The sequence below is a fragment of the Luteimonas sp. TWI382 genome (assembly GCF_039674545.1).
GTDB lineage: Bacteria > Pseudomonadota > Gammaproteobacteria > Xanthomonadales > Xanthomonadaceae > Luteimonas.
Genome location: NZ_JBDJNS010000005.1, coordinates 70,703 through 94,116, shown reverse-complemented (window position 1 = coordinate 94,116; position 23,414 = coordinate 70,703). Strand labels below are relative to the sequence as shown.

The following is a 23,414-nucleotide window of genomic DNA, read 5'->3' as shown; positions in this document are numbered from 1 at the left end:
GCTCATGCCGCCACCACCTTGACCTTGCCGGCCACCAGCGCCGCGGTGGCGCCGTAGCCCGATTCGATCCATGCCGCACCGAGCGCGACGCGATCGTCGACGACGACCTGCAACGTGCCGGTGCCCACTGCGTTAGTGACCTTGGCCATGCGTCCGTCGGCCACCCCATGCGCCGAGGCGTCATCGGGATGCAGCGCGATGCGCGGACCCAGGGTCAGCGGATGGGACTGCAACGCCGCAGCGCGACGGGTCAGCGCATCGACCCGGTAGATCGCCTGGGTCACCGCCAGCTCGAGCCCGTCGCCGTCCACCGTCGGGGCCGCGGAGGCCGCAACCGCCACGGTCCGCGGCTGCAGGCTGGCACGCAGGCCGGCCAGATCGGTGAACTCGAAGCCCGGCACCGCCAGCTCGCCGCCGAGCGCACGCAGCACACGCCAGCCCGCCCTGGCATCGCCCGGCAGCTTGCCCGCTGCGGTCGCATGCTGCGCGCGTCCGTCGAGGTTGGTCAGCGTGGCATCGATCTCGGCGAGCGCGCCGATCGGCAGGATCACGTCGGCGACGCTGCGGGTGGATTCGCAGGCGAACTGGCTGAAGGCCACGACCTGGGCTGCACCCAGTGCCTGCATCGCCTGCGCCGGATCGGCGAAGTCCAGGCCCGGCTCGATGCCGTAGATCACATAGGCGCCGCGACGCTGCGCAAGCATCGCGTTGGCATCGCGCGTGGTCGGCAGCACGCCGGCCGCCGTCAGGCCAACCGCGTTCGCGCCCTGCGGGATCCGGCACAGCGCGGCCCCGGTCGACTGCGCGAGCGCGGCCGCGGCCTTGCGGATGTCGGCGGCGTGCGCGCTGGTTTCCGCCTGCGCGCCGACGATGATCGCCGCATGCGCGGCGCCGCGCAGTGCGTCGGCGAGCTCGCCGACCTGCAGCGTCTGGGCGATACGCGACGGCGGCACGATGGCCTTGTCGGCGATGTCGAAGGTGAACTCGAAATCGACCGGATTGACGACGTAGACCTTCGCGCCGCGCTTCCATGCCTGGCGCACACGGTGGTGCAGCAGCGGCACTTCGTGGCGCAGGTTGGATCCGACGATCAGCACCGCGTCGGCCTTGTCGAGCTCGGCGACCGGCATCGCGAAGGCTTGCGCGACGGCGCCGTCGGACAGGTCGCGCTGGGCGATGCGGTGGTCGAGGTTGCCCGTACCCAGGGCATCGGCCAGACGCGCCAGCAGCGCGCCCTCCTCGTTCGAGGTGGCCGGATGCACCAACATGCCGAGTTCGTCGGCCGGGTTGTCGCGCAGGATCCGGGCCGCGCGCGTGAGCGCCTCGTCCCAGGTCGCCTCGCGCCACTGGCCACCGTCCTTGATCTGCGGATGCAGCGCCCGGTCCTCGGCCGCCAGCCCCTGATGCGAATAGCGATCGCGATCCGACAGCCAGCACTCGTTGACCGCTTCGTTGTCACGCGGCACCGCCCGCATCACTTCACCGCGGCGCAGATGCAGGAACAGGTTGCTGCCCAGCGCGTCATGGCCGCCGAGCGACTCGCGCGCGATCAGTTCCCACGGCCGCGCGCGGAAGCGGAAGACCTTGTTGGTCAGCGCGCCGACCGGGCACACGTCGATGACGTTGCCCGACAGTTCGGTCGTCAGCGGCTTGCCGTCGTAGGTGCCGATCTGCAGGTTCTCGCCGCGCTGCATGCCGCCCAGCTCGTAGGTGCCGGCGATTTCGGCGGTGAAGCGGATGCAGCGCGTGCACTGGATGCAGCGCGTCATCTCGGTGGCGACCAGCGGACCGAGGTCTTCGTCGGGCACCACGCGCTTGCGCTCAGCAAAACGGCTGACCGAGCGGCCGTAACCCAGCGACAGGTCCTGCAGCTCGCACTCGCCACCCTGATCGCAGATCGGGCAATCGAGCGGATGATTGATCAGCAGGAACTCCATCACGTTGCGCTGCGACTTGAGAGCCTTTTCGCTGCGCGTGACGACCTTCATGCCGTCCATCACCGGCGTGGCGCAGGCCGGCGCCGGCTTGGGCATCTTTTCGACTTCGACCAGGCACATCCGGCAGTTCGCCGCGATCGCCAGCTTGTCGTGATAGCAGAAGCGCGGGATCGCGATGCCGGCCTTGTCGGCGGCCTGGATGATCATCGAGCCCTTGGGCGCGGCCAGCTCGACGCCGTCGATGAAGACGGTGACGTGGTCGGGCGGCAGATTCGGATTCACAGGTTGCGCGCTCATGCGGCGACACCCTTCAACATTGTGACGACGCCCCTCGAGTCGAGGGGCTGGGCGCGTTCGCGCAGAGCGCGAATGCGTCCGGGGAGCTGGAGACGTGCTGCGCTCATGCGGCCACCGCCTTCGCCACCACGGTGCCGTTGCGCTGATCGTCGACCAGGAAGCGCCGGTTGACGATCGCGTACTCGAACTCGTCCCAGAAGTGGCGCAGGAACCCCTGCACCGGCCACGCAGCGGCCTCACCGAACGCGCAGATGGTGTGTCCCTCGATCTGGCCGGCGGCCGCCCGCAGCATCTGCAGGTCGTCGACGGTCGCCTTGTGTTCGGCGATGCGGGTGAGCATGCGGTACATCCAGCCGGTGCCCTCGCGGCAGGGCGTGCACTGGCCGCAGGACTCCTTGAAGTAGAAACGGGCGATGCGCTGACAGGCGCGCACCATGCAGGTGGTCTCGTCCATCACGATGACCGCACCCGACCCCAGGCCCGAACCGGCCTTCTGGATCGCGTCGTAGTCCATCGTCAGACCCATCATCGTCTCGCCCGGCAGCACCGGCATCGACGAGCCGCCCGGGATCACCGCCTTGATGCGGTGCCCGTTGCGCATGCCGCCGCACAGGTCGAGCAGTTCGGAGAACGGCGTGCCCAGACGGATCTCGTGGTTGCCAGGACGCGCGACGTGGCCGGAGACCGAGAAGATCTTGCAGCCGCCGTTGTTGGGCTTGCCCAGGTTCAGGAACCACTCCGGGCCGTTGCGCACGATCGCCGGCACCGAGGCGTAGGTCTCGGTGTTGTTGATCGTGGTCGGCTTGCCATACAGGCCGAAGTTGGCCGGGAACGGCGGCTTGAAGCGCGGCTGGCCCTTCTTGCCTTCGAGCGATTCCATCAGGGCGGTTTCCTCACCGCAGATGTAGGCGCCCGCGCCCAACGCGTTGTAGATGTCGATATCGATGCCCGAACCGAGCACGTTCTTGCCCAGCCAGCCATTGGCGTAGGCCTCGGCGGTGGCTTCCTCGAGATGCTCGAACGGCTCGTGGTGGAACTCGCCGCGCAGGTAGTTGTAGGCCACGCTCGAGCCGGTCGCGTAGCAGGCGATCGCCATGCCCTCGATGACCGCGTGCGGGTTGTAGCGCAGGATGTCGCGGTCCTTGGCGGTGCCGGGCTCCGACTCGTCGGAGTTGCAGAGGATGTACTTCTGCATCTCGCCCTTGGGCATGAAGCTCCACTTCAGGCCGGTCGGGAAGCCCGCGCCGCCGCGGCCGCGCAGGCCCGACTGCTTGACCATCTCGATGACGTCGGCCGGCGGGATCTTCTCTTCGAGGATCTTGCGCAGCGCGCTGTAACCACCCGTCTTGAGGTAGTTCTCGTAGCTCCACGGCTTGTCGAAATGCAGCGTGGTGTAGACCGCCTGGTGTTCCTTGGGCGCAGGCCCGACGGGCCCGTAGCCTTCGGAAGACTTGGGATGGTGATGTGCCATGTCCGCGCGTTGCCCTACTTCAGACCATCGAGCAGCTCGTCGACCTTCTCGGGCGAGAGCTTCTCGTGGTAGTGACCGTTGATGACCACGACCGGCGCGCCGCAGCACGCGGCGACGCATTCTTCCTCGCGCTTGAGGAAGACGCGGCCGTCGGCCGTGGACTCGCCCAGCTTGCAGCCGAGCTTCTTCTCGGCGTGCGCAACCAGGTCCTCGGCGCCGTTGAGCCAGCAGCTGATGTTGGTGCAGAAGGCGACGTTGTTGCGGCCGACCTTCTCGGTTTCGAACATCGAGTAGAACGTCGCGACTTCGTAGGCCCACACCGGCGGCAGGTCCAGGTACTTGGCGACGCCGGCGATGATCTCGTCGGTGAGATAACCGCCATTCTGCTCCTGCGCCGCGAACAGGCCCTGCAGCACCGCCGAACGCTTGCGGTCGGGCGGGAACTTGGTCAACCAGTGGTCGATGTGCGCGCGGGTGTCCTCGCTGAGCACGACCATCGGGTCGACGTTGCGGGCGTTCTCGAAATTTCCGGTCGCCTTCATCGGTCGACTTCTCCGAACACGATGTCGTAGGTGCCGATCATCGCGACGACGTCCGAGAGCATGTGGCCCTTGGTGATCGCGTCCATCGACGAGAGATGCGCAAAGCCGGGCGCGCGCAGATGCACGCGGAACGGCTTGTTCGCGCCGTCGGAGACCAGGTAGCAGCCGAACTCGCCCTTGGGCGCTTCGACCGCGCTGTAGGTCTCGCCCGCGGGCACGCAGTAGCCCTCGGTGAACAGCTTGAAGTGGTGGATCAGCGCTTCCATGTCGTCCTTCATCTCCGCACGGGAGGGGGGCGACACCTTGTAGTTGTCGAGCATGACCGGGCCGGGGTTGGCCTTCAGCCACGCGACGCACTGGGCGATGATCCGTGCCGACTGGCGCATCTCGAAGACGCGGACCAGGTAGCGGTCATAGCAGTCACCGTTGACGCCGACCGCGATATCGAAGTCGACATCGGCATAGCGCGCATACGGCTGGGTCTTGCGCAGATCCCACTCGATGCCCGAACCACGCAGCATCGGGCCGGTCATGCCCCAGGCCATCGCCTGTTCGGGCGGGATGACGCCGATGCCGACGGTGCGCTGCTTCCAGATGCGATTGTCGGTGAGCAGGGTCTCGTACTCGTCGACGCGGCTGGGGAAGTCCTTGGCGAACGCCTCCAGATAGTCGAGCATCGAGCCCTCGCGCCAGGCATTGAAGCGCTTGAGCTTTTCGCCCTTGCGCCAGCGCGATTCCTTGTACTGCGGCATGCGCTCGGGCAAGTCGCGGTAGACACCGCCGGGTCGGTAGTAGGCCGCATGCATGCGCGCGCCCGAGACCGCCTCGTAGACGTCCATCAGCTCCTCGCGCTCGCGGAACGCATAGAGCATCACCGCCATCGCCCCCAGATCGAGCGCGTTGGAGCCGATCCACATCAGGTGATTGAGGATCCGCGTGACCTCGTCGAACAGGGTGCGGATCCACTGCGCGCGCTCGGGTGCCTCGATGCCCATCAGCGTCTCGATGGCGCGCACGTAGGCGTGCTCGTTGCACATCATCGACACGTAGTCGAGGCGGTCCATGTAGCCGATCGACTGGTTGAACGGCTTGGACTCGGCCAGCTTCTCGGTCCCGCGATGCAGCAGGCCGATATGCGGATCGGCGCGCATCACCGTTTCGCCGTCCATTTCCAGGATCAGGCGCAACACGCCATGCGCGGCCGGATGTTGCGGGCCGAAGTTGAACGTGTAGTTGCGGATCTCCTGCTTGAGGACATCCGCGCTCGGCGTGGTGTTCGCCTGGTGCAGGGAGGTAGTCGGCACGGCACTCATTTGGCGTCCTCCGCGCGGCGGGCCATCTGCTCGCCGCTGGCGGTCGCGTAGCGGGCATCGTCGCGGATCACGCGCGGCACGCCGACGCGCGGCTCGACCGAGGTCACCGGCTCGTAGACCACGCGCTTGCGCTCGGCGTCGTAACGCACTTCGACGTTGCCGATCAACGGGAAATCCTTGCGGAACGGATGACCGACGAAGCCGTAGTCGGTCAGGATGCGGCGCAGGTCCGGATGGCCTTCGAAAATCACGCCGAACAGATCGAACGCCTCACGCTCGAACCAGTCGGCGACCGGCCATAGCCCGGTCAGCGAGGAGACGACCGGCAGGTCGTCGCTCGGCGCGAAGCAGCGCACCGTCAGGCGGCGGTTGTGGCGGATCGACAGCAACTGCGCGACCACGACGAAGCGACGCTGCGGGACCGGGATCTCGGCGGTCGCATCGGGCTGGCCGACCTGGCGGCTCGGCGCCTCGCCGAAGCGGAAGCGCCCCGGACCACGACCTTCGACGCCGCGGCTGAAGCCCTCGGAGGACACCTCGGTGTCCCACTCATCGCTGCCGTAGCCCAGATAGTCGACGCCGCACAGGTCGATCAGCGACTCGAAGCCGAACTCCTCGCGCAGCACGCGACAGGTGTCGAGCCAGTCGCCGGCGGTGGTGATCGCCACCTCGCCACGCGGCAGCGCGACGGCGACCTCGGCATCTGCAAAGCGGGTGCGCAGGCGCGCGGCGAATGCGCTCGCCGATTCCCGAACAGGTTGGTCACGCATCGCGCAGCCCCGTCTTCTCGTCGCCGAAATTGGTGGCGCGGCGGATCTTCTTCTGCAGCTGCAGGATGCCGTAGACCAGCGCCTCGGCCGTCGGCGGACAGCCCGGCACGTAGACGTCGACAGGCACGATGCGGTCGCAGCCGCGCACCACGGAATAGGAATAGTGGTAGTAACCGCCACCATTGGCGCAGCTGCCCATCGAGATGACCCACTTCGGGTCGGGCATCTGGTCGTAGACCTTGCGCAGTGCCGGCGCCATCTTGTTGACCAGGGTGCCGGCCACGATCATCACGTCGGACTGGCGCGGGCTGGGACGGAACACCACGCCGTAGCGGTCCAGGTCCAGACGCGCCGCGCCGGCGTGCATCATCTCGACCGCGCAGCAGGCCAGGCCGAAGGTCATCGGCCACATCGAGCCGGTCCGCGCCCAGTTGAGCAGCGCGTCCGAACTGGTCGTGACGAAACCACGCTCGAGCAGCGGATTCTCGCCTTCGGGGCGCAGGATGTCGTCGACCCGGCCTTCCGGCAGCGGGTTGTTCATCAGGCGCGCAACGGTCTGGCTCACTCCCATTCCAGCGCTCCCTTCTTCCACACGTAGATGAAGCCGAGCAGCAGCATGCCGGCGAAGATGCCCATCTCGATCAGGCCGAGCATGCCGAGTTCGCGGAACACGGTGGCCCAGGGCACGATGAAGATGATTTCCAGGTCGAAGACGATGAACTGGATGGCGATCAGGTAGTAGCGCACATCGAACTGCATGCGCGCGTCCTCGAATGCTTCGAATCCGCACTCGTAGGGCGACAGCTTCTCCAGCGACGGGCGCTTGGGCCCGAGCAGGTTGCCAACGACCAGCAAGGCGATGCCGATCCCCGTGGCAACGATCAGGAACAGCAGGGTCGGCAGATATTCGGCCAGCACTGGATTGTTCTCTCGGCTACAGCCGCACGATCGCGGCCTTGGCTCGACGTCGTGACGTCGCACTCACAAGGCGCCTGGGCGCCTCACGCATATCGGGGACCGCCGCCTTGGCGACGCCTCCACCGATCCCCCTAATTGTACCGTTTTCAGAACTGGCGAGTAAACGATTACCCCGGCGGACACAGCATTTCGACCGCCCGCAGCGCGCCGAGCACGGGCCGACCGGACCCACGCCGCAAGATCCCGCCCCAACGACGCCCAAGCGCGCCCGATGCAAACGAAAAACCCCCGCTTTCGCGGGGGCTTTTCGCCGGTGCGACACCGTGTGCCGACGTCCGTACTTCCTGGTGCCCAAGGGGGGACTCGAACCCCCACGACCTAAGCCGCTACCACCTCAAGGTAGTGCGTCTACCAATTCCGCCACCTGGGCAAACCTGAAACTTTCCCGGCGCGATACCGAAGCGCTCGGGAGCCGCGCATTGTAGCGCGAATTATTCCGTCTGGGGAGCCTGCGGTGCAGGGTCCTGCGCCGGCGCCGGCGCCGACGGCACGGTCGCGGCATCGGCCGGCGCCTGCGGAACCGCATCCGAGGCCGCAGGCGCTGCGGGCACGGCGGCATCGCCCTGCGGCGCTGCCGGAACGGCCGGCACCTGCTGCGCGCCCATCACGCCCAGATCCATGTCCAGCGCATTGGGGTTGGCGCGATGCATCGCGTACCAAGCCATGAACAGGGTGATCGAGAAGAACGAGATCGCCAGCCACTTGGTGGCCTTGGACAGGAAGTTCGACGAACCGCGTGCGCCAAAGACCGTGGCCGAGGCGCCGCCGCCAAAGCCCGAACCGGCCGACGCGCCGGCGCCGCGCTGCATCAGGACCAATGCAATCATCGCGATCGCGATGATGACAAACAGAATGTTGAAGACGAACAGCATTGCGTGGGCGCTCGCAGAACGTGTGGTACGAGGGGCCGCTCAGCGCGCGGCTGCAGCGACGATGGCCAGGAAATCGGCGGCCGACAGCGAGGCTCCGCCGATCAACCCGCCGTCGACATCCGGCTGCGCGAACAGCTCGGCCGCGTTGGCGGGCTTGACGCTGCCGCCATACAGGATCGGCAACGAATCGGCGATCTTAGCATCCCGTGCCGCGATTTCGCTACGGATGAAGGCGTGGACGGCCTGGGCCTGGTCCGGGGACGCGGTCCGGCCGGTACCGATCGCCCAGACCGGCTCGTAGGCGACCACCGCGTCGGCGAAGGCGGCCGCGCTGACCAGATCGAGCACCGGGCGCAGCTGGGCGGCGATGGCGTCCTCGGTGAGGCCCGCGTCGCGATGCTGCAGCGATTCGCCGACACACAGGATCGGCCGCAGCCCCGCGTTGACCGCCGCCAGGAACTTGCGCCCCACATGCTCGCTGCTCTCATGGTGGTACTGCCGGCGCTCGGAATGGCCCACCAGCCCGAAGCGCGCGCCGACATCGACGAGCATCGTCGCCGAAACCTCGCCGGTATAGGCGCCTTCCTGGTTGCTGCTGACATCCTGGGCACCGAACGCGACGCCCTGGGCACCGGCGAAGGCTTTGGCCAAATCGCCCAGATAGGGCAACGGCGGCAGGATCACCACCTCGACCCCTGGCGTGGGGGTCGCGGCGATCCGCGACACGAGCGCGCTCGCGAATTCGCGACTGCCATGCAGCTTCCAGTTGCCGGCGACGATGCGTGGACGCATGGGGCGATCCTCATGAATGCGGAACAGGGGATTCTAGGCGCTGGACCCCGCAGGGCATAGCGCAAGCGCCCTGCCGGGCTTCAAAGCGCGTCCTTCACATTGCAGAATACGCACAGCCGGCAGATGCCGGCTTTTTTCGTTCCGCGACACACCTGCGATTACTGGAGTCCTGCATGCGCCCCTACCCCATCCTCACCGCCCTGGCTTGCTGCCTCGCACTCGCCCCCGCCCACCTCCTGGCTGCCGACGGCTGGAGCGGCACCGGCGAACTCGGCGTGGCGATCTCCAAGGGCAATACCGACAGCGAAACCGTCGTCGGCAAGCTCGCGCTCGCCCGCGAGGATGCGCTGTGGAAGCATGCCGTGAACGCCGCATTCCTCTACGGCACCGCCGACGACGTCGAGAATGCGCGCCGTTACGAGTTGTTCGGTTCGTCCGGCTACCGCCTCGGCGAGCGGCACTATCTGTTCGGGTCGGCACGCAACGAACGCGACCATTTCAGCACCAACGAGTACCAGACCACGGTCGCGGGCGGCTACGGTTTCGAGGCGTTCATGGACGAGCGCACCAAACTGGTGTTCGAGATCGGCCCCGGCTACCGCTGGGCCAAGGAGCAGGACGTGCGCGTGCACAACAACGAGGCGATCGTCCGCGGCTTCATGGACTTCAGCCACCAGCTCAACGACAGCACCCGCCTCTACGACATCCTGCTGATCGAATCGGGCAGCGACAACACCTTTGCCCGCAACGAGCTCGGCGTGCAGGTGAAGATGACCGACGCCCTGGCGCTGAAGGCCGGCTTCGAGATCCGCCACAACACCGAGGTCACCGACGACCGCCAGCGCACCGACCGCCTGACGACGGTGAACGTGGTGTACGGGTTCTGAGAGGCTTTTGATGGGTGCAGGGGCGATCCGAAGGGGCAACAACGCCCGAAGAAGGTTCTCCGCCGAGATCAGGGGATCCTACTTCTGCTCGCTCGATCATGGGGCCATCTCCGGAGCGAGCGTCGCGCCGGCCGGGGACTGCTCCCCGGCTCGGTCAGCCCGCTCCGCGGTCCGGCCCGGCGAAGCACGCCGGGCGTTCGTGTGGGCTGCGCGGCATGCCGCGCGAGCAGCCCGCACTCACCCATGGCTGACTCGCCGCCGCGGGCCATCCATGGCCCGCTATCGCAATCCCCGACCAGCACGACGCACTGAGGCCGACAGTGCGCGACTTCTTCCAGCGGGCGACTTCACATCCACCCGAAGTCGGGTTGCAAACGTCTATGGCAGCGGACTGACAGCCGGTGGCCGCGTCGAGCGCGCCATGGAGGGCGCGCGCCCGAGTCAAGGCAGGGCGAGCATGGATGGCCTGCGCGGCACTGCCGCGCATCCATGCGAACGCCACGCGTGCTTCGCGTGGCCGGACCGCGAAGCGGCCTTGACCGAGGGAAGAGCGGCTTCCGACTGACAGGCCGGTGCCCATCCGAAGTGGACTCTCATCCGCAGTTGAGAGAAGCACCAAAAGAAACGGCGCCCAAAAGCGCCGTTTCAAATCAGCTATAACGCATCGCGAATCTCGTTACTTGAGCTTGATCTCGCGCAGCCGCTCCTCGAGATAGCCCTGGGCGGTGATCGGCTCGGGATAGCGGCTCGGATTGTCGGCGGTGACCGTCGAGGGCAGCACGTCGATCACGAAGTCCGGATTGGGATGCAGGAAGAACGGGACCGAGTAGCGCGGCTGGCGTGCGGCCTCGCCCGGCGGATTGGTCACCCGGTGGGTCGTCGACGGATACACGTGATTGGTCAGGCGCTGCAGCATGTCGCCGATGTTGACCACGATGGTGTCGGCGTCCGAAGTGAACGGCACCCACTCGCCCTCGCGCGAACGCACTTCCAGCCCGGCAGCACTGGCACCGACCAGCAGCGTGATCAGGTTGATGTCCTCGTGCGCGCCGGCGCGCACATTCGGGATGTCGTCGGCGGTGATCGGCGGATAGTGGATCGGGCGCAGGATCGAGTTGCCGAAGTCGGTCTTGTCGGCGAACCAGTCCTCGGGCAGGCCGATGTGCAGCGCCAGCGCCGACAACACCCGCGCGCCCAGCGCGTCGAGCGCCTGGTACAGCCCGTAACCGTGCTCGCGGAAGCCCGGCACCTGGGATGGCCACAGGTTGGGCGGCATCACGTCGCGATACTTCGAATCGTCGGGAATCTCGCGGCCGATGTGCCAAAACTCCTTGAGATCGAAGTGCTTCGCGCCCTTGGCGGTCTCCACACCGAAAGCGGTATAGCCCCGCGCGCCGCCGCCGCCGGGCACGTGGTACTGCAGCTTGGTCGCCTCGGGCAGCGCGAAGAACGCCTTGAAGACATCGTAGGCGGCATCGATCTGCGGCTGCGCAATGCCGTGACCCTTGATGCCCGCAAAGCCCCACTGCCGGTAGGCGGCGCCGAGTTCGGCGACGAAGGCGTCTCGGTCTGTGTCGAAGCGTCGGATGTCGAGGGTCGGAATGCGGGCGGTCATGACAGGGTCTCCAGGCATCAGGCAGCGGCCGCGCGCACGGCGTCGGCCAGTCGATCGAGTGTGGTTTGCATCAACGCGGCATCGTCGGCCTCGACGGTCACGCGCACGACCGGCTCGGTGCCCGACGGCCGCAGGAACGCGCGGCCGCGGCCCTCGACCGCCGTCTGCGCCTGCACCAGTGCAGCCTGCACCGACGGCGCCTGGGCCGGCTTCGCATCGCCCGTATAGCGGACGTTGACGGTGCGCTGCGGCACCTTGACCAGGCCGTGCAGCGCCTGTTGCAGCGAAACGCCACGACGGCGCAGCACTTCGAGCACCTGCAGCGCACTGATGATGCCGTCGCCGGTGCTGGCGCGATCCAGGCACAGCAGGTGACCGGAGGTCTCGCCGCCGAGCACGCCGTCGTGCTCGATCAGCGCCTGGTGTACGTAGCGATCGCCGACCTTGGCGCGCAGGAAGCCGATTCCGGCCTCGCCGAACGCGCGCTCCAGGCCATAGTTGCTCATCAGCGTGCCGACGACCGGCCCTTGCAGGCGGCCCTGCTGCTGCCAGTCGCCGGCCAGCACGTACAGCAGGTCGTCGCCGTCGCGCACGGTGCCGTTGCTGTCGACGAACAGCACGCGGTCGCCATCGCCGTCAAAGGCGATGCCGAGGTTCGCACCGCTGTGGCTGACGCGTGCGGCCAGGCCTTCGGGATGGGTCGAACCGACGCCGTCGTTGATGTTGACGCCATTGGGCTCGGCGCCGATCACCTCGACCTGGGCGCCGAGTTCGCGCAGCACGATCGGCCCGACCTGGTAAGTCGCGCCGTTGGCGCAGTCGACGACGATGCGCATGCCATCGAGGTCGAAACCGCGCGGCACCGAGGCCTTGCAGGCCTCGACATAGCGGCCGACCGCATCGCGCGTGCGCACCGCCTTGCCCAGCCGCTCCGACGCCACGGTGCGGAATGGCTGGTCGAGCGCGGCCTCGATCGCCAGTTCGGTGGCATCGTCGAGCTTCTCGCCCTGCGCGCTGAAGAACTTGATGCCGTTGTCGTGGTGCGGGTTGTGCGAGGCGGAGATCACGATGCCGCCGTCGGCGCCGAGCGAGCGCGTGAGGTGCGCGACCGCAGGCGTGGGCATCGGCCCCATCAGCTGCACATCGACGCCGGCTGCGACCAGGCCGGCCTCGAGCGCGGCCTCGAACATGTAGTTGGAGATCCGCGTGTCCTTGCCGATCACCACTTGCGGGCGCCGCCAGTCGGCGCCGCGCGCGCGCAGCGAATGGCCGTAGGCATTGCCCAGGCGCAGCACGAAATCGGCCGAGATCGAGCCTTCGCCCACCCGGCCGCGGATGCCGTCTGTGCCGAAGTATCTGCGGCTCACGCGGCGGCCTCGACTGGCGCGTCCTGCCGGGTCAGCAGCGCCAGCAGGTGTGCGATGCGCGGACGCAGTTCGCGGCGGTCGCAGATCTGGTCGATCGCGCCGTGCTCGAGCAGGAACTCGCTGCGCTGGAACCCCTCGGGCAGGGTCTCGCGCACGGTCTGCTCGATCACGCGCGGACCGGCGAAACCGATCAGCGCCTCGGGCTCGGCCATGTTGATGTCGCCGAGCATCGCGAACGACGCCGAGGCACCGCCGAAAGTCGGATTGGTCAACACCGAGATGTACGGCAGGCCGGCGTCGCGCAAGCGGCCGAGGGCGGCCGAGGTCTTGGCCATCTGCATCAGCGAGAACATGCTCTCCTGCATGCGCATGCCGCCGCTGGCGGCGAAGCTCACGAACGGGGTACCGGCGGCCAGCGCCTGTTCGGCGGCGCGCGCGAACTTCTCGCCGCCGACCGAGCCCATCGAGCCGCCCATGTAGGCGAAGTCCATTGCGCTGGCGACGATCGGGCGCTGCAGCAGCGTGCCTTGCATCGCAACCAGGGTGTCGCGCTCGCCGGTCGAGCGCTGCGCGGCCTTGATGCGGTCCGAATACTTCTTCTGGTCCTTGAACTTCAGGATGTCGGTCGGGCCGAGATCGGCCGCGATCTCCTGCGTGCTGCCCGGATCCAGGAACGCCTTCAGGCGCGCGCGTGCGCGGATCGGGCGGTGGAAACCGCACTTGGGGCAGACCTCGAGGTTCTCTTCGAGTTCGGGGCCGTAGAGCACGGCGCTGCAGCGCTCGCACTTCTCCCACAGGCCCTCGGGGACGCTGCGCTTGCGGACCGCGGCGGCATCGGTGCGGATGCGCGGCGGCATGATCTTCTGCAACCAGGACATGGCTCGTGTACTCCCGCCGGCCCGTACGGGGCCGCGAAGCGCGGAAGTGTAACCGACGGCCGGGGCCGGGCCGCGTCGTTCAGGCAGCGTCGAGCGCGGCCCGCAACGGCGCCAGGAACGCCCCGGCGCGACGCGCGGCTTCGCCCGGATCGGCGGCCTCGGCAATCTCGGCGACCAGGGCGCTGCCCACGACCACGCCATCGGCGTCGGCCGCCATTGCCGCGGCCCCGGCGGCGTCGCGAATGCCGAACCCGGCGACGACCGGCGCGTGGCTGGCCCGGCGCAGGGCCTGCAACCGGGTCGAGGCCTGCGTCGGATCGAGCCGGTCGGACGCACCAGTGACCCCGGCGAAGCTGACGTAGTACAGGTAGCCCTGCGCCTGGGCGCACAGGCTCTCGATGCGGGCGGCATCGGTCGTCGGCGAGGCCAGCAGGATCAGCGCCAGCCCTTGGGCATCGAAGGCGGCGCGGTACTCGCCGGCCTCCTCCGGGGGCAGGTCCACCAGCAGCACGCCGTCGACGCCGGCATCGCGCGCCTGCGCAGCGAAGGCCACCGGGCCGCGGATGTCGACCGGATTGAGATAGCCCATCAGCACGACCGGCGTGGCGACATCCTTCGCCCGGAACGCACGTACCGCATCGAACACCCAGGCCATGCCCGCGCCACGCTGGAGTGCGCGTTCGGAACTGCGCTGGATCGTCGGGCCGTCGGCCATCGGGTCGGAGAACGGCACGCCCAGTTCCAGGATGTCCGCGCCTGCTGCGACCAGCGCATGCATCACCGGCACCGTCGCCTCCAGCGACGGATCGCCGGCGGTGATGAACGGGATCAGCGCCTTGCGGCCGCTGGCGCGCAACGCGGCGAAGCAGGCGTCGAGGCGGGACGTGCGAGATCCGGTGGCCGCGCTCACAGCGTGAACCCCTCGCGCCTGGCGATCGTGTGCACGTCCTTGTCGCCGCGGCCCGACAGGTTCGCGAGCACGATCGCGTCCTTGGGCAATTCGCGCGCGAGCTTCATCGCCTGCGCGATCGCATGGCTGGATTCGAGTGCAGCGAGGATGCCCTCGGTCCGGGCGAGCTGGTGGAACGCGGCCAACGCTTCGTCGTCGGTGACGCCGACGTACTGCGCGCGGCCGGCGTCGGCCAGGAACGCATGCTCGGGGCCGACGCCCGGGTAGTCGAGGCCGGCCGAGACCGAGTGGGTCTCGGTGATCTGGCCGTCGTCGTCGCAGATCACATAGGTTCGGTTGCCGTGCAGCACACCTGGCCGGCCGGCCGCGATCGAGGCGGCGTGGCGCCCGGTCGCGATGCCGTCGCCAGCAGCCTCGGCACCGACGATGCGCACATCCCGGTCGTTGAGGAAGGCATGGAACAGGCCGATCGCGTTGCTGCCGCCGCCCACGCACGCGGTGATCGCGTCGGGCAGCCGCCCGTACTCGGCGAGCATCTGCGCGCGCGCCTCGCGGCCGACGATGGCATTGAAGTCGCGCACCATGCGCGGGTACGGGTCGGGACCGGCGACGGTGCCGATGATGTAGAAGGTGTCGGCGATGTTCGTGACCCAGTCGCGCATGGCCTCGTTGAGCGCGTCCTTGAGCGTCGCCGAGCCCGAGGTCACCGGTACCACCTGCGCGCCGAGCAGGCGCATGCGGTAGACGTTGGTCTTCTGCCGCTCGATGTCGGTCGCGCCCATGTAGACCACGCATTCAAGCCCGAGGCGCGCGGCGACAGTCGCCGAGGCCACGCCGTGCTGGCCGGCGCCGGTCTCGGCGATGATCCGGGTCTTGCCCATGCGGCTGGCGAGCAGCGCCTGGCCGATGGTGTTGTTGATCTTGTGCGCACCGGTGTGGTTGAGGTCCTCGCGCTTGAGCAGGATGCGCGCTCCGCCGACCGCGTCGCTGAGCCGCTGCGCGTGATAGATCGGACTGGGCCGACCGACGTAATGCGCGAGGTCAGCGTCGAACGCCTGCTGGAAAGCGGGATCGACCTTGGCGGCATCGTAGGCGGCCGCAAGCTCGGCGACCGGCCCGACCAGCGTCTCGGCGATGAAGCGGCCCCCGTAGCGACCGAAGTGGCCGGCGGCATCGGGATAGGCGTGGAAATCGGTGATCGGAGCGTTGGACATCGAACAGACACGGGGGAGATGATGGCTTGCACTCTAGCGCACACGTCCAGGCCCAGGAACCGATAAGATCTGACCATTCCGTCAGGAAATCTCACAGATGACCGATGCCGACCTGCCGTCGCTCAATGCCGTGCGTGCATTCGAGGCCGCCGCCCGGCTGGGTAGCCTCACCCGGGCCGCCGAGGCCCTGCACGTGACCCACGGCGCGGTCAGTCGCCAGGTGCGACTGCTCGAGGACGCGCTGGGCACGCCATTGTTCGTGCGTGCCGGCCGCGGCCTGCGGCTGACGCCGGCCGGGGAACGCCTGCGCGACGCGGCCGGCGATGCCTTCGCGCGCCTGCGCGGCGCGGTCGCGACGATCCGGCGCACGCAGGGCGATGCCGCATTGGTGCTCGGTTGCCCGGGCAGCCTGGTCGCACGCTGGATGATCCCGCGCCTGCCGCGGCTGGCCGGGGCGTTGCCCGAGCTGCGCTTGCACCTCTCGCCGCACGAGGGCGCGTTTCTACCCACGCTCGCCGGCTTCGATGCTGCGCTGCTGATCGGCCAGGCGCCTTGGCCTGCCACCTGGCGCGTGCGCCCGCTGGCGCCCGAACGCATCGGGCCGGTGATCAGCCCACGGCATCCGGAGGTCGCGCGCCTGCGCACGCTCGCGCCCGACGCCCTGCTGCGCGAGCCGCTGCTGCACACGATCTCCCGGCCGCAGGCCTGGCCCGCCTGGGCCGCCGCCGCGGGCGCAGCGCCACCCCAGGCCCTGGGCACGGGATTCGAGCATCTCTACTTCTTGCTCGAGGCCGCGGTCGCCGGGCTCGGCGTCGCGATCGCGCCGCAGGAACTGGTCGCCGACGATCTCGCTGCCGGCCGCCTGCTCGCCCCCTGGGGCTTTGCCACCACCGGCGCGCAGTGGGTGCTCGCGAGCCCGCGCGACGGCGACGATGCGCGCGCCGACGCCCTGGCGGACTGGCTGTCGCGGGAACTGGCATGACCACCGCGCGCAAGCGTCGCCAGCCCTGCGCCGAACCCGGCTAGGACGCGATCCCCCGCACCGCCGCCACGAACGCACGCATGCGCTCGGCGTCCTTGCAGCCGGGTGCCGATTCGATCCCGCTCGACACATCGACCCCCGCCGGCCGCGCGGTCGTGATCGCCTGTGCCACATTGGCGGCATCCAGGCCACCCGCCAGCCAGAACGGCCGGTCGAGCGCCGCGGGCAGTGCCGCCCAGTCGAAGCGCGCGCCGCCACCGCCCGGCTCGCCGGCCGCATGGCCGTCGAACAGGAACGCCGCGGCATCGGGCCAATCGGCGAGCGTGCGCAACGCGGCCGCCGGATCGCCGCCCATCGCGATCGCCTTCCAGTAAGGCCGCCCGAAGCCACGACAGAATGCGGCGTCCTCGTTGCCGTGGAACTGCAACACATCGGGCGCCAGGGCCGCGACGATCGCCGCGACGTCGGTGGCGGCGTTGTCCATCGTCAACGCGACCACCTGCACCTGCCGCGGCACGATCGCGCGCAGCGCCTGGGCCCGATCGAGATCGAGCCGGCGCGGGCTGCGCGCCGCGAACACGAAGCCGACATGGTCGACGCCGAGTGCGACCGCAGTCTCGACGTCCTCGCGCCGGGTCAGCCCACAGAATTTGATCTGGACCGCACTCATGGCGTTAGCGTGACCTCCGCCGGCAGCTCCCACTCCGGCGGATACAGCGGCCCGAGGAACACCAGGCCGGCGGCAGGGGCGGTCGGGCCAGCGAGACGTCGATCGCGGCCGGCCAACACCTCGGCGATCCAGCTTTCCGGCTGCGCCCCGGCACCGACTTCGAGCAGCGAGCCGACGATGTTGCGGACCATGTGGTGCAGGAACGCGTTGGCCTGCACCTCGACGACGACCTCGTCGCCATCGCGGCGGACCGCGATGCGCTGCAGGTCGCGGCGCGCGTGCGGCGCCTGGCAGTGCACGGTGCGGAATGCGGAGAAGTCCTGCTCGCCGACCAGCGCCTGCGCCGCACGATGCATCGCGGCCGCGTCGAGTGGCCGCAGTTCCCACGACAGGTACTGCCGGTGCAGCGCCGGGCGCACCTGACGGTTGAGGATGCGGTAGCGGTAATGCCGCGCGCGCGCGGAGAAGCGCGCATTGAATGTCTCGGGCACTGGCTGGCACCAACGCACGCTGACCTGCGGCGGCATCAGCGTGGTCGCACCGAGCATCCAGGCGCGCGGCGCGCGCGCAGCGTCGGTATCGAAATGCACGACCTGGCACTGCGCGTGGACGCCGGCATCGGTGCGCCCGGCGCAAACGGTGGCCACCGGATGCGCGGCGATCTTCGACAGCGCCGTCTCCAGCGCGGCCTGCACCGACTCCTGCCCGCCCTCGCCGGCCTTGCTCAGCCGTTGCCAGCCCAGAAAGCCGTTGCCGTCGTACTCGACGCCCAGCGCGAATCGCATCGCGCGATCAGCCGAGTGTGCGCAGCAGGCGCGCGGCCTCGGCCGCGGCGGCTGGGTCGCCGCCATCGACCACATCCTGCAGCAAGCTGCGCGCGGTCTCGACATCGCCCAGATCGATGTAGGCACGGGCGAGTTCCAGACGCTCGATGCCGGGCGGCGGCTCGACCACATCGCCGCGATCGAGCTCGACCGGGGCAGACACATCTGGCGCTGCAGCAGGCGCGGCGTCGGCCGCCGAAGGCGCATCGCCGACATGCCAGGTCGGCCCACCTGCGGCCGGCACAACGGGCGCAGGTCCCGGCGCTGCGGCAGGCGGCGCCGACCGCGCGAACGCGGGCACAGCGTCGGCCGGCTGCGCGGCGGTCGGCGAGCCGTCCGCGGCACTTGCGGTCGTCCGCGCCGGTGCCGCCCGGCGGCCACGGCGACCGAGCAGGAATGCGAGCGCGCCGACCACCAGCAGCGCCGGGGCCAGCCACAGCCAGGACCAGGGCGCGCCCTGCGATGCCGTGGCCGCGTCCAGACGCTGCTGCGCAGCCGCGAGGTCGGCGTCCTTCATCTCGATCAGCCGCTGCTGCTGGCGTTGCAACTGCTCCAGATCGTCGAGCCGGGACCGCAGTTCGGCAAGTTCGGCGTCGCGCGAGATCGCGGCTTCTTCGGCCTGGTGCGGGTCCTGACGCAGCATGTCTCCTCCAGCGCCGGCCGCGATGCCCGACTGTGTCGCTGCCGACGCAGCGTCGCCGACCGGCGGTGTGATCTCGAGCCGGGCCGATGGCGCGGCAATCGCCGCCGGTGCGGCACGGGGCGCAGCTGGTGGCGGCGTCGTGGCGGCGGGCGTCGCCGTCGCGACCGGCGACCCGGCCTCGGCCGGTGCAGACGCCGGCCGGCGCATGTCGCGCCACTGCCCCACCTGCTGTCGCACCAGCGCATCGGCCTCGGCGGTGCCGGCCTCGGCCCAGTCATCGCGCGGGGGCACGCGCAACACGGCGCCTTGGCGGATCAGGTTGAGATTGCCGCCGATGAAGGCATCGGGGTTGTGCCGCAGCAGCAACACCATCGCCTGGTTGACGCTGATGCCGGCCTCGCGCGCCAAGGGCGCGGCGATCGTCGACAGCGTCTGGCCGGGGCGGACGGCCGGCAGCGTCTGCGCGCGATCGGCGGTCGCCGGCTGGACCGCGTTGGCTGCGGGCGGCGCAGGCGCGGGCCTGGGCGCTGCACGCACCGGCGGCGCGGGCGCCGGCGGCTGCGCCTGTTGTGTCGCGCCTTGCGCCTGTGCCTGCACCGGGCCGGTTCCAGCGGGCGTGTCGGCGGCAGCAGCGGCCGGCGGCCGCACGATCGCATCGGCCGGCACGGCGACCGGCGCCTGGATCGCCGGCTGCGCTTCGGCCGCGACGGTGTCGGGGACCGCGAGCAGCGCCGAGTACTCGCGCACCAGCTTGCCCTGCCCCCAATCGACCTCGACCAGGAAAGCGAGCGCCGGTTGCTGCACCGGTGCGGCACTGGTGACGCGGATCACCGGCCGGCCACGGGCATCGAGCGCGACGCCGAAACGCAGGTCCGACACCACGCCGCGCGGCGGCGCCAGGCCGATGCGGGCGAAGGTCTCCGGAGACGCCAGCCGGGCCTGCAGTTGGCGCAGTTCGGCCGGGTCGCTGGAGATCACCGGAATCTCGGCCAGCAAGGGTTCGCCCTGCTGCGAGCGGACCTCGATGCGCCCCAGTCCCAGCGCCAACGCTGGCCCGGCGACGCCCAGCAACACGCTCGCCACCAGCAGGGGCTGCACGATGCGCGACACGATCTTCCCCCGATCCATCGGACGACTGTAGCGGCCGGCCGCTGCGCTGCGCAACGTCGGCGACGTCGCGCCCGGCGAGCAGCCAGCGCGCATGCTCAGCGCTCCGCTGCGACCAGTTCGGCCACCTGCACCGCATTGAGCGCGGCGCCCTTGCGGATGTTGTCCGAGACGATCCACAGGTTCAGGCCGTTGGGATGCGAGAGATCCTCACGGATGCGGCCCACGAACACCGCGTCGCGGCCGGAGGCGTGAGTGACCGGGGTCGGATAGCCGCCCGCGCGCCGCTCGTCGACGACCTCCACGCCGGGCGCCTGCGCCAGCAGCGCACGCGCCGCCTCGACAGTGAGCTTGTCGCGCGTCTCCACCGCCACCGCTTCCGAGTGCCCGTAGAACACCGGCACGCGGACCGCAGTCGGGTTCACCAGGATGCTGTCGTCGCCGAGGATCTTGCGCGTCTCCCAGACCAGCTTCATTTCCTCCTTGGTGAAACCGTTGTCCAGGAAGTCGTCGATGTGCGGGATCAGATTGAAGGCGATCTGCACCGGGAACTTCTGCGGGTCGAGATCGCGGAAGTTCAGCAGGTCGCCGGTCTGGCGGCCAAGTTCCTCCATCGCCGAGCGCCCCGCGCCCGAGACCGACTGGTAGGTGGCGACGTTGATCCGCACGATGCCCGCCTGCCGGTGCAGCGGCGCCAGTGCGACCAGCATCTGCATGGTCGAGCAGTTGGGGTTGGCAATGATGCCGCGCGGGCGATTGCGGGCCGCCTCGGGATTGACCTCGCTGACCACCAGCGGCACGTCATCGTCGTAGCGGAACGCCGAACTGTTGTCGATGACGACCGCACCGGCCGCGGCGAACTTCGGTGCGTACGCCTTGCTCGTATCGCCGCCGGCCGAGAACAGCGCGATGTCGACGCCGGTCGGGTCGAACGTCGCCAGGTCCTGCACGACGATGTCCTCGTCGCCGAACTTGACGGTGGTGCCGGCCGAGCGCTCGCTCGCCAGGGCGACGAGTTCGGACACCGGGAAATCGCGTTCGGCGAGGATCGACAACATGGTGTCACCGACGGCACCGGTGGCACCGACGACAGCGACGCGGAAGGCGCGGGAGGGAGACTGGGACATGACAGGCACTCTCGAAAAAGGGGACGTGGGAGACGCGGGCACTGATCGGGGTTCGGGGAACCGCTCGCCGGGAACTCAGGCGGTTCCCGGTCGTTTCGCATCCTGGCCGACCGGCGCGATCGGGCTCGGCGGATGACCGGCATCGGGGCCGGCGCCCAGTGCGGCGATCAGGTTGTCCACCGCCAGCGCGACCATCGCCCGGCGCGTGGCCAGGCTGCCGCTGGCGATGTGCGGGGTCAGCACCACGTTGTCGAGCGCGAGCAAACGCGGGTCGACGTCGGGCTCGCCCTCGAACACGTCGAGCGCCGCCGATGCCAGGCGGCCATGCGCCAGCGCGTCGGCCAGCGCGCCCTCGTCGACGATGCCGCCGCGGGCGATGTTGGTCAGCGTCGCCGTCGGCTTCATCCGCGCCAGCGCGGCCGCATCGACGATGTGGTGGCTGGCAGCCGAGTACGGCAACACCAGGACCAGGTGGTCGGCCTGCGCGAACAGCGCATCGAACTCGACGTAATGCGCGTTGCAGCTGCGCTCGACCTCCGCCGGCAGGCGGCTGCGATTGTGGTAGCACACGCGCATGTCGAAACCGGCGGCGCGCCGGGCGATGCCCTGTCCGATCCGCCCCATGCCCAGGATGCCCAGCGTGCTGCCGTGCAGATCGGCGCCCAGCAGGCCCTTGAAGTTCCAGCCCTGCCAGCGGCCCGCGCGCAGGTGGCGTTCGGCCTCGGTGATACGGCGCGCGGCGGCCATCATCATCGCAAAGCCGAAGTCGGCGGTGGTCTCGGTCAGCACGTCGGGCGTATTGGTCGCGACGATGCCGCGCGCGTGCAGCGCGGCGATATCGAGATTGTTGTAGCCCACGCCGACATTGGCGATCGCACGCAGGCGCGGCGCCGCGGCGATCTCGGCCTGGCCGATGCGCTCGTTGAGCGTCACCAGCGCGCCGTCGGCGTCGCGCAACGCGGCGGCGACCGCGGCCGCGTCGTGCTCGACGACCGAGGGCACCTGCACGACATCGAAGTGTGCATGCAGCCGCGCGACGATGTCGTCGAACAGCGGCTGCGCGACCCAGACCCGCGGACGCGGCTCAGCCATCGAGGCGCCCCGGGATCCGCGGCCCGACCTCGCCGACATCGCCGCACTGCGCGCGATGGCGCAGGGCCTGGTCCATCAGCACCAGCGCCAGCATCGCCTCGCAGATCGGCGTGGCGCGGATGCCCACACACGGATCGTGGCGGCCGGTGGTCACCACCTCGACGACGTTGCCGTCGACGTCGACGCCGTCGGCCGGCAGGCGCAGGCTCGACGTCGGCTTGAACGCGGTCGAGACCACGATCTGCTGGCCGGTGCTGATGCCACCGAGCACGCCGCCGGCATGGTTGGATGCGAAGCCGGCCGGCATCATCAGGTCGCGGTGCACGCTGCCGCGCTGGGCGACCGCTGCGAAGCCGTCGCCGACTTCCACGCCCTTGACCGCATTGATCGACATCATCGCCGCCGCCAGGTCGCCGTCGAGCTTGCCGTAGATCGGCGCGCCCCAGCCCGGCGGCACGCCGTCGGCGACCACGGTCACGCGCGCGCCGACCGAATCGCCGGACTTGCGCAAGGCATCCATGTAGGCCTCGAGCTCGGGCACCTGCGCCGCATCCGGCCAGAAGAACGGGTTGGCCTCGACCACGGCCCAGTCGATCGCCTGGGGGTCGGACACCGACGGCTTGAGTTCGCCCAGTTGCGACAGCCAGCCGTGCACCTGGACCCCGTGGCGCTGCGCGAGCCACTTCTTGGCGATCGTGCCCGCCGCCACGCGCATCGTCGTCTCGCGCGCCGACGAACGTCCGCCGCCGCGCGGATCGCGGATGCCGTACTTCTGCCAATACGCGTAATCGGCATGGCCGGGCCGGAACTGCGCGGCGATGTTGGCGTAGTCCTTGCTGCGCTGGTCGGTATTGCGGATCAACAGCGCGATCGGCGTCCCGGTGGTGGTGCCTTCGTAGACGCCGCTGAGGATCTCGACGGCATCGGCCTCGCGACGCGCCGAGGTGTGCCGGCTCTTGCCGGTCGCCCGGCGCGCCAGATCATGGACGAAATCCTCAGGCGCGAGCGCGATGCCCGGCGGGCAGCCATCGACCACGCAGCCGATCGCCGGCCCGTGGCTCTCGCCGAAGGTCGTGACGCTGAACAGCTGGCCGAAACGATTGCTGGACATGGCACCACGGCGCGG

22 protein-coding genes and 1 tRNA gene are annotated in these 23,414 nt (G+C 69.4%); 2 read left to right on the top strand and 21 right to left on the bottom strand.

From position 1 onward, the window contains the following. Positions 1-2 precede the first annotated feature (2 nt). The 10 genes from nuoG to tpiA all read right to left on the bottom strand — a co-directional run bounded on the left by nuoG (position 3) and on the right by tpiA (position 8,972). Positions 3-2,234: an NADH-quinone oxidoreductase subunit NuoG gene (nuoG, locus tag ABE505_RS05065; RefSeq protein WP_346442313.1), complete on the bottom strand. Its 2,232-nt coding sequence runs from the start codon at positions 2,232-2,234 to the stop codon at positions 3-5. Positions 2,235-2,337: 103 nt separating this feature from the next. Continuing rightward, entirely contained in the window at positions 2,338-3,705 is a 1,368-nt protein-coding gene (gene nuoF, locus ABE505_RS05060; protein WP_346442312.1) for an NADH-quinone oxidoreductase subunit NuoF, read from the bottom strand. Between the two features lie 14 nt (positions 3,706-3,719). Then, positions 3,720-4,247, bottom strand: a complete 528-nt coding sequence (gene nuoE / locus ABE505_RS05055; protein ID WP_346442311.1) for an NADH-quinone oxidoreductase subunit NuoE — start codon at positions 4,245-4,247, stop codon at positions 3,720-3,722. Continuing rightward, positions 4,244-5,536, bottom strand: coding sequence for an NADH-quinone oxidoreductase subunit D (locus ABE505_RS05050; RefSeq protein ID WP_346442394.1), 1,293 nt, complete (start codon positions 5,534-5,536; stop codon positions 4,244-4,246). The genes nuoE and ABE505_RS05050 overlap by 4 nt, the downstream gene beginning before the upstream one ends. 20 nt (positions 5,537-5,556) lie before the next feature. Then, positions 5,557-6,330, bottom strand: a complete 774-nt coding sequence (locus tag ABE505_RS05045; protein ID WP_346442310.1) for an NADH-quinone oxidoreductase subunit C — start codon at positions 6,328-6,330, stop codon at positions 5,557-5,559. Continuing rightward, entirely contained in the window at positions 6,323-6,901 is a 579-nt protein-coding gene (locus ABE505_RS05040; protein ID WP_183426506.1) for an NADH-quinone oxidoreductase subunit B, read from the bottom strand. The genes ABE505_RS05045 and ABE505_RS05040 overlap by 8 nt, the downstream gene beginning before the upstream one ends. Continuing rightward, the gene (locus tag ABE505_RS05035) at positions 6,892-7,248 is read right to left on the bottom strand and encodes an NADH-quinone oxidoreductase subunit A (protein ID WP_183426507.1); all 357 of its coding nucleotides are present in this window, start codon (positions 7,246-7,248) and stop codon (positions 6,892-6,894) included. Before ABE505_RS05035 ends, ABE505_RS05040 begins: the two co-directional genes overlap by 10 nt. 345 nt (positions 7,249-7,593) lie before the next feature. Further along, positions 7,594-7,678, bottom strand: a tRNA-Leu gene (locus ABE505_RS05030). Between the two features lie 61 nt (positions 7,679-7,739). After that, positions 7,740-8,180, bottom strand: coding sequence for a preprotein translocase subunit SecG (secG, locus tag ABE505_RS05025; protein WP_346442309.1), 441 nt, complete (start codon positions 8,178-8,180; stop codon positions 7,740-7,742). 39 nt (positions 8,181-8,219) lie between these two features. Further along, entirely contained in the window at positions 8,220-8,972 is a 753-nt protein-coding gene (gene tpiA / locus ABE505_RS05020) for a triose-phosphate isomerase (RefSeq protein ID WP_346442308.1), read from the bottom strand. A gap of 173 nt (positions 8,973-9,145) precedes the next feature. Between tpiA and ABE505_RS05015 the strand changes: the two genes are divergently transcribed. After that, complete coding sequence (locus ABE505_RS05015) at positions 9,146-9,859, top strand: DUF481 domain-containing protein (RefSeq protein ID WP_346442307.1); 714 nt, start codon at positions 9,146-9,148, stop codon at positions 9,857-9,859. 676 nt (positions 9,860-10,535) lie between these two features. Here the strand turns inward: ABE505_RS05015 and ABE505_RS05010 are convergent. The 5 genes from ABE505_RS05010 to trpB form a co-directional block, all read right to left on the bottom strand. Continuing rightward, positions 10,536-11,474, bottom strand: a complete 939-nt coding sequence (locus ABE505_RS05010; protein ID WP_346442306.1) for a 2-oxoglutarate and iron-dependent oxygenase domain-containing protein — start codon at positions 11,472-11,474, stop codon at positions 10,536-10,538. Between the two features lie 17 nt (positions 11,475-11,491). After that, the gene (gene glmM / locus ABE505_RS05005; RefSeq protein WP_346442305.1) at positions 11,492-12,841 is read right to left on the bottom strand and encodes a phosphoglucosamine mutase; all 1,350 of its coding nucleotides are present in this window, start codon (positions 12,839-12,841) and stop codon (positions 11,492-11,494) included. Further along, on the bottom strand, positions 12,838-13,719 hold the full coding sequence (gene accD, locus ABE505_RS05000; protein ID WP_346442304.1) for an acetyl-CoA carboxylase, carboxyltransferase subunit beta: 882 nt from the start codon (positions 13,717-13,719) through the stop codon (positions 12,838-12,840). The genes glmM and accD overlap by 4 nt, the downstream gene beginning before the upstream one ends. 79 nt (positions 13,720-13,798) lie before the next feature. Next, positions 13,799-14,629: a tryptophan synthase subunit alpha gene (gene trpA, locus ABE505_RS04995; RefSeq protein WP_346442303.1), complete on the bottom strand. Its 831-nt coding sequence runs from the start codon at positions 14,627-14,629 to the stop codon at positions 13,799-13,801. Beyond that, the gene (trpB, locus tag ABE505_RS04990) at positions 14,626-15,843 is read right to left on the bottom strand and encodes a tryptophan synthase subunit beta (protein ID WP_346442302.1); all 1,218 of its coding nucleotides are present in this window, start codon (positions 15,841-15,843) and stop codon (positions 14,626-14,628) included. Before trpB ends, trpA begins: the two co-directional genes overlap by 4 nt. A 97-nt stretch (positions 15,844-15,940) precedes the next feature. On the opposite strand from trpB, the gene ABE505_RS04985 reads away from it, so the two are divergent. Beyond that, complete coding sequence (locus tag ABE505_RS04985; RefSeq protein WP_346442301.1) at positions 15,941-16,825, top strand: LysR family transcriptional regulator; 885 nt, start codon at positions 15,941-15,943, stop codon at positions 16,823-16,825. A gap of 40 nt (positions 16,826-16,865) precedes the next feature. Here ABE505_RS04985 and ABE505_RS04980 read toward each other — a convergent pair whose 3' ends face one another. The 6 genes from ABE505_RS04980 to aroC form a co-directional block, all read right to left on the bottom strand. Further along, on the bottom strand, positions 16,866-17,495 hold the full coding sequence (locus ABE505_RS04980) for a phosphoribosylanthranilate isomerase (protein ID WP_346442300.1): 630 nt from the start codon (positions 17,493-17,495) through the stop codon (positions 16,866-16,868). Further along, the gene (gene truA, locus ABE505_RS04975; RefSeq protein ID WP_346442299.1) at positions 17,492-18,280 is read right to left on the bottom strand and encodes a tRNA pseudouridine(38-40) synthase TruA; all 789 of its coding nucleotides are present in this window, start codon (positions 18,278-18,280) and stop codon (positions 17,492-17,494) included. The genes ABE505_RS04980 and truA overlap by 4 nt, the downstream gene beginning before the upstream one ends. 7 nt (positions 18,281-18,287) lie before the next feature. Continuing rightward, positions 18,288-20,090: a FimV/HubP family polar landmark protein gene (locus ABE505_RS04970; RefSeq protein ID WP_346442298.1), complete on the bottom strand. Its 1,803-nt coding sequence runs from the start codon at positions 20,088-20,090 to the stop codon at positions 18,288-18,290. A 77-nt stretch (positions 20,091-20,167) separates the two neighbouring features. Further along, complete coding sequence (locus tag ABE505_RS04965) at positions 20,168-21,196, bottom strand: aspartate-semialdehyde dehydrogenase (RefSeq protein ID WP_346442297.1); 1,029 nt, start codon at positions 21,194-21,196, stop codon at positions 20,168-20,170. Positions 21,197-21,271: 75 nt separating this feature from the next. Continuing rightward, entirely contained in the window at positions 21,272-22,288 is a 1,017-nt protein-coding gene (locus ABE505_RS04960) for a D-glycerate dehydrogenase (RefSeq protein WP_346442296.1), read from the bottom strand. Then, entirely contained in the window at positions 22,281-23,399 is a 1,119-nt protein-coding gene (aroC, locus tag ABE505_RS04955; protein WP_346442295.1) for a chorismate synthase, read from the bottom strand. Before aroC ends, ABE505_RS04960 begins: the two co-directional genes overlap by 8 nt. Positions 23,400-23,414 lie beyond the last annotated feature (15 nt).

Bases quoted from the DNA above. Each gene is read 5' to 3' on its own strand.
- truA (WP_346442299.1), bottom strand. From the start codon at position 18,280: ATGCGATTCGCGCTGGGCGTCGAGTACGACGGCAACGGCTTTCTGGGC.
- nuoG (WP_346442313.1), bottom strand. From the start codon at position 2,234: ATGAGCGCGCAACCTGTGAATCCGAATCTGCCGCCCGACCACGTCACC.
- ABE505_RS04970 (WP_346442298.1), bottom strand. From the start codon at position 20,090: ATGGATCGGGGGAAGATCGTGTCGCGCATCGTGCAGCCCCTGCTGGTG.
- nuoE (WP_346442311.1), bottom strand. From the start codon at position 4,247: ATGAAGGCGACCGGAAATTTCGAGAACGCCCGCAACGTCGACCCGATG.
- tpiA (WP_346442308.1), bottom strand. From the start codon at position 8,972: ATGCGTCCACGCATCGTCGCCGGCAACTGGAAGCTGCATGGCAGTCGC.
- trpB (WP_346442302.1), bottom strand. From the start codon at position 15,843: ATGTCCAACGCTCCGATCACCGATTTCCACGCCTATCCCGATGCCGCC.
- ABE505_RS05045 (WP_346442310.1), bottom strand. From the start codon at position 6,330: ATGCGTGACCAACCTGTTCGGGAATCGGCGAGCGCATTCGCCGCGCGC.
- nuoF (WP_346442312.1), bottom strand. From the start codon at position 3,705: ATGGCACATCACCATCCCAAGTCTTCCGAAGGCTACGGGCCCGTCGGG.
- ABE505_RS05010 (WP_346442306.1), bottom strand. From the start codon at position 11,474: ATGACCGCCCGCATTCCGACCCTCGACATCCGACGCTTCGACACAGAC.
- ABE505_RS04980 (WP_346442300.1), bottom strand. From the start codon at position 17,495: ATGAGTGCGGTCCAGATCAAATTCTGTGGGCTGACCCGGCGCGAGGAC.
- ABE505_RS05015 (WP_346442307.1), top strand. From the start codon at position 9,146: ATGCGCCCCTACCCCATCCTCACCGCCCTGGCTTGCTGCCTCGCACTC.
- ABE505_RS04960 (WP_346442296.1), bottom strand. From the start codon at position 22,288: ATGGCTGAGCCGCGTCCGCGGGTCTGGGTCGCGCAGCCGCTGTTCGAC.
- accD (WP_346442304.1), bottom strand. From the start codon at position 13,719: ATGTCCTGGTTGCAGAAGATCATGCCGCCGCGCATCCGCACCGATGCC.
- ABE505_RS04985 (WP_346442301.1), top strand. From the start codon at position 15,941: ATGACCGATGCCGACCTGCCGTCGCTCAATGCCGTGCGTGCATTCGAG.
- aroC (WP_346442295.1), bottom strand. From the start codon at position 23,399: ATGTCCAGCAATCGTTTCGGCCAGCTGTTCAGCGTCACGACCTTCGGC.
- ABE505_RS05040 (WP_183426506.1), bottom strand. From the start codon at position 6,901: ATGGGAGTGAGCCAGACCGTTGCGCGCCTGATGAACAACCCGCTGCCG.
- ABE505_RS04965 (WP_346442297.1), bottom strand. From the start codon at position 21,196: ATGTCCCAGTCTCCCTCCCGCGCCTTCCGCGTCGCTGTCGTCGGTGCC.
- secG (WP_346442309.1), bottom strand. From the start codon at position 8,180: ATGCTGTTCGTCTTCAACATTCTGTTTGTCATCATCGCGATCGCGATG.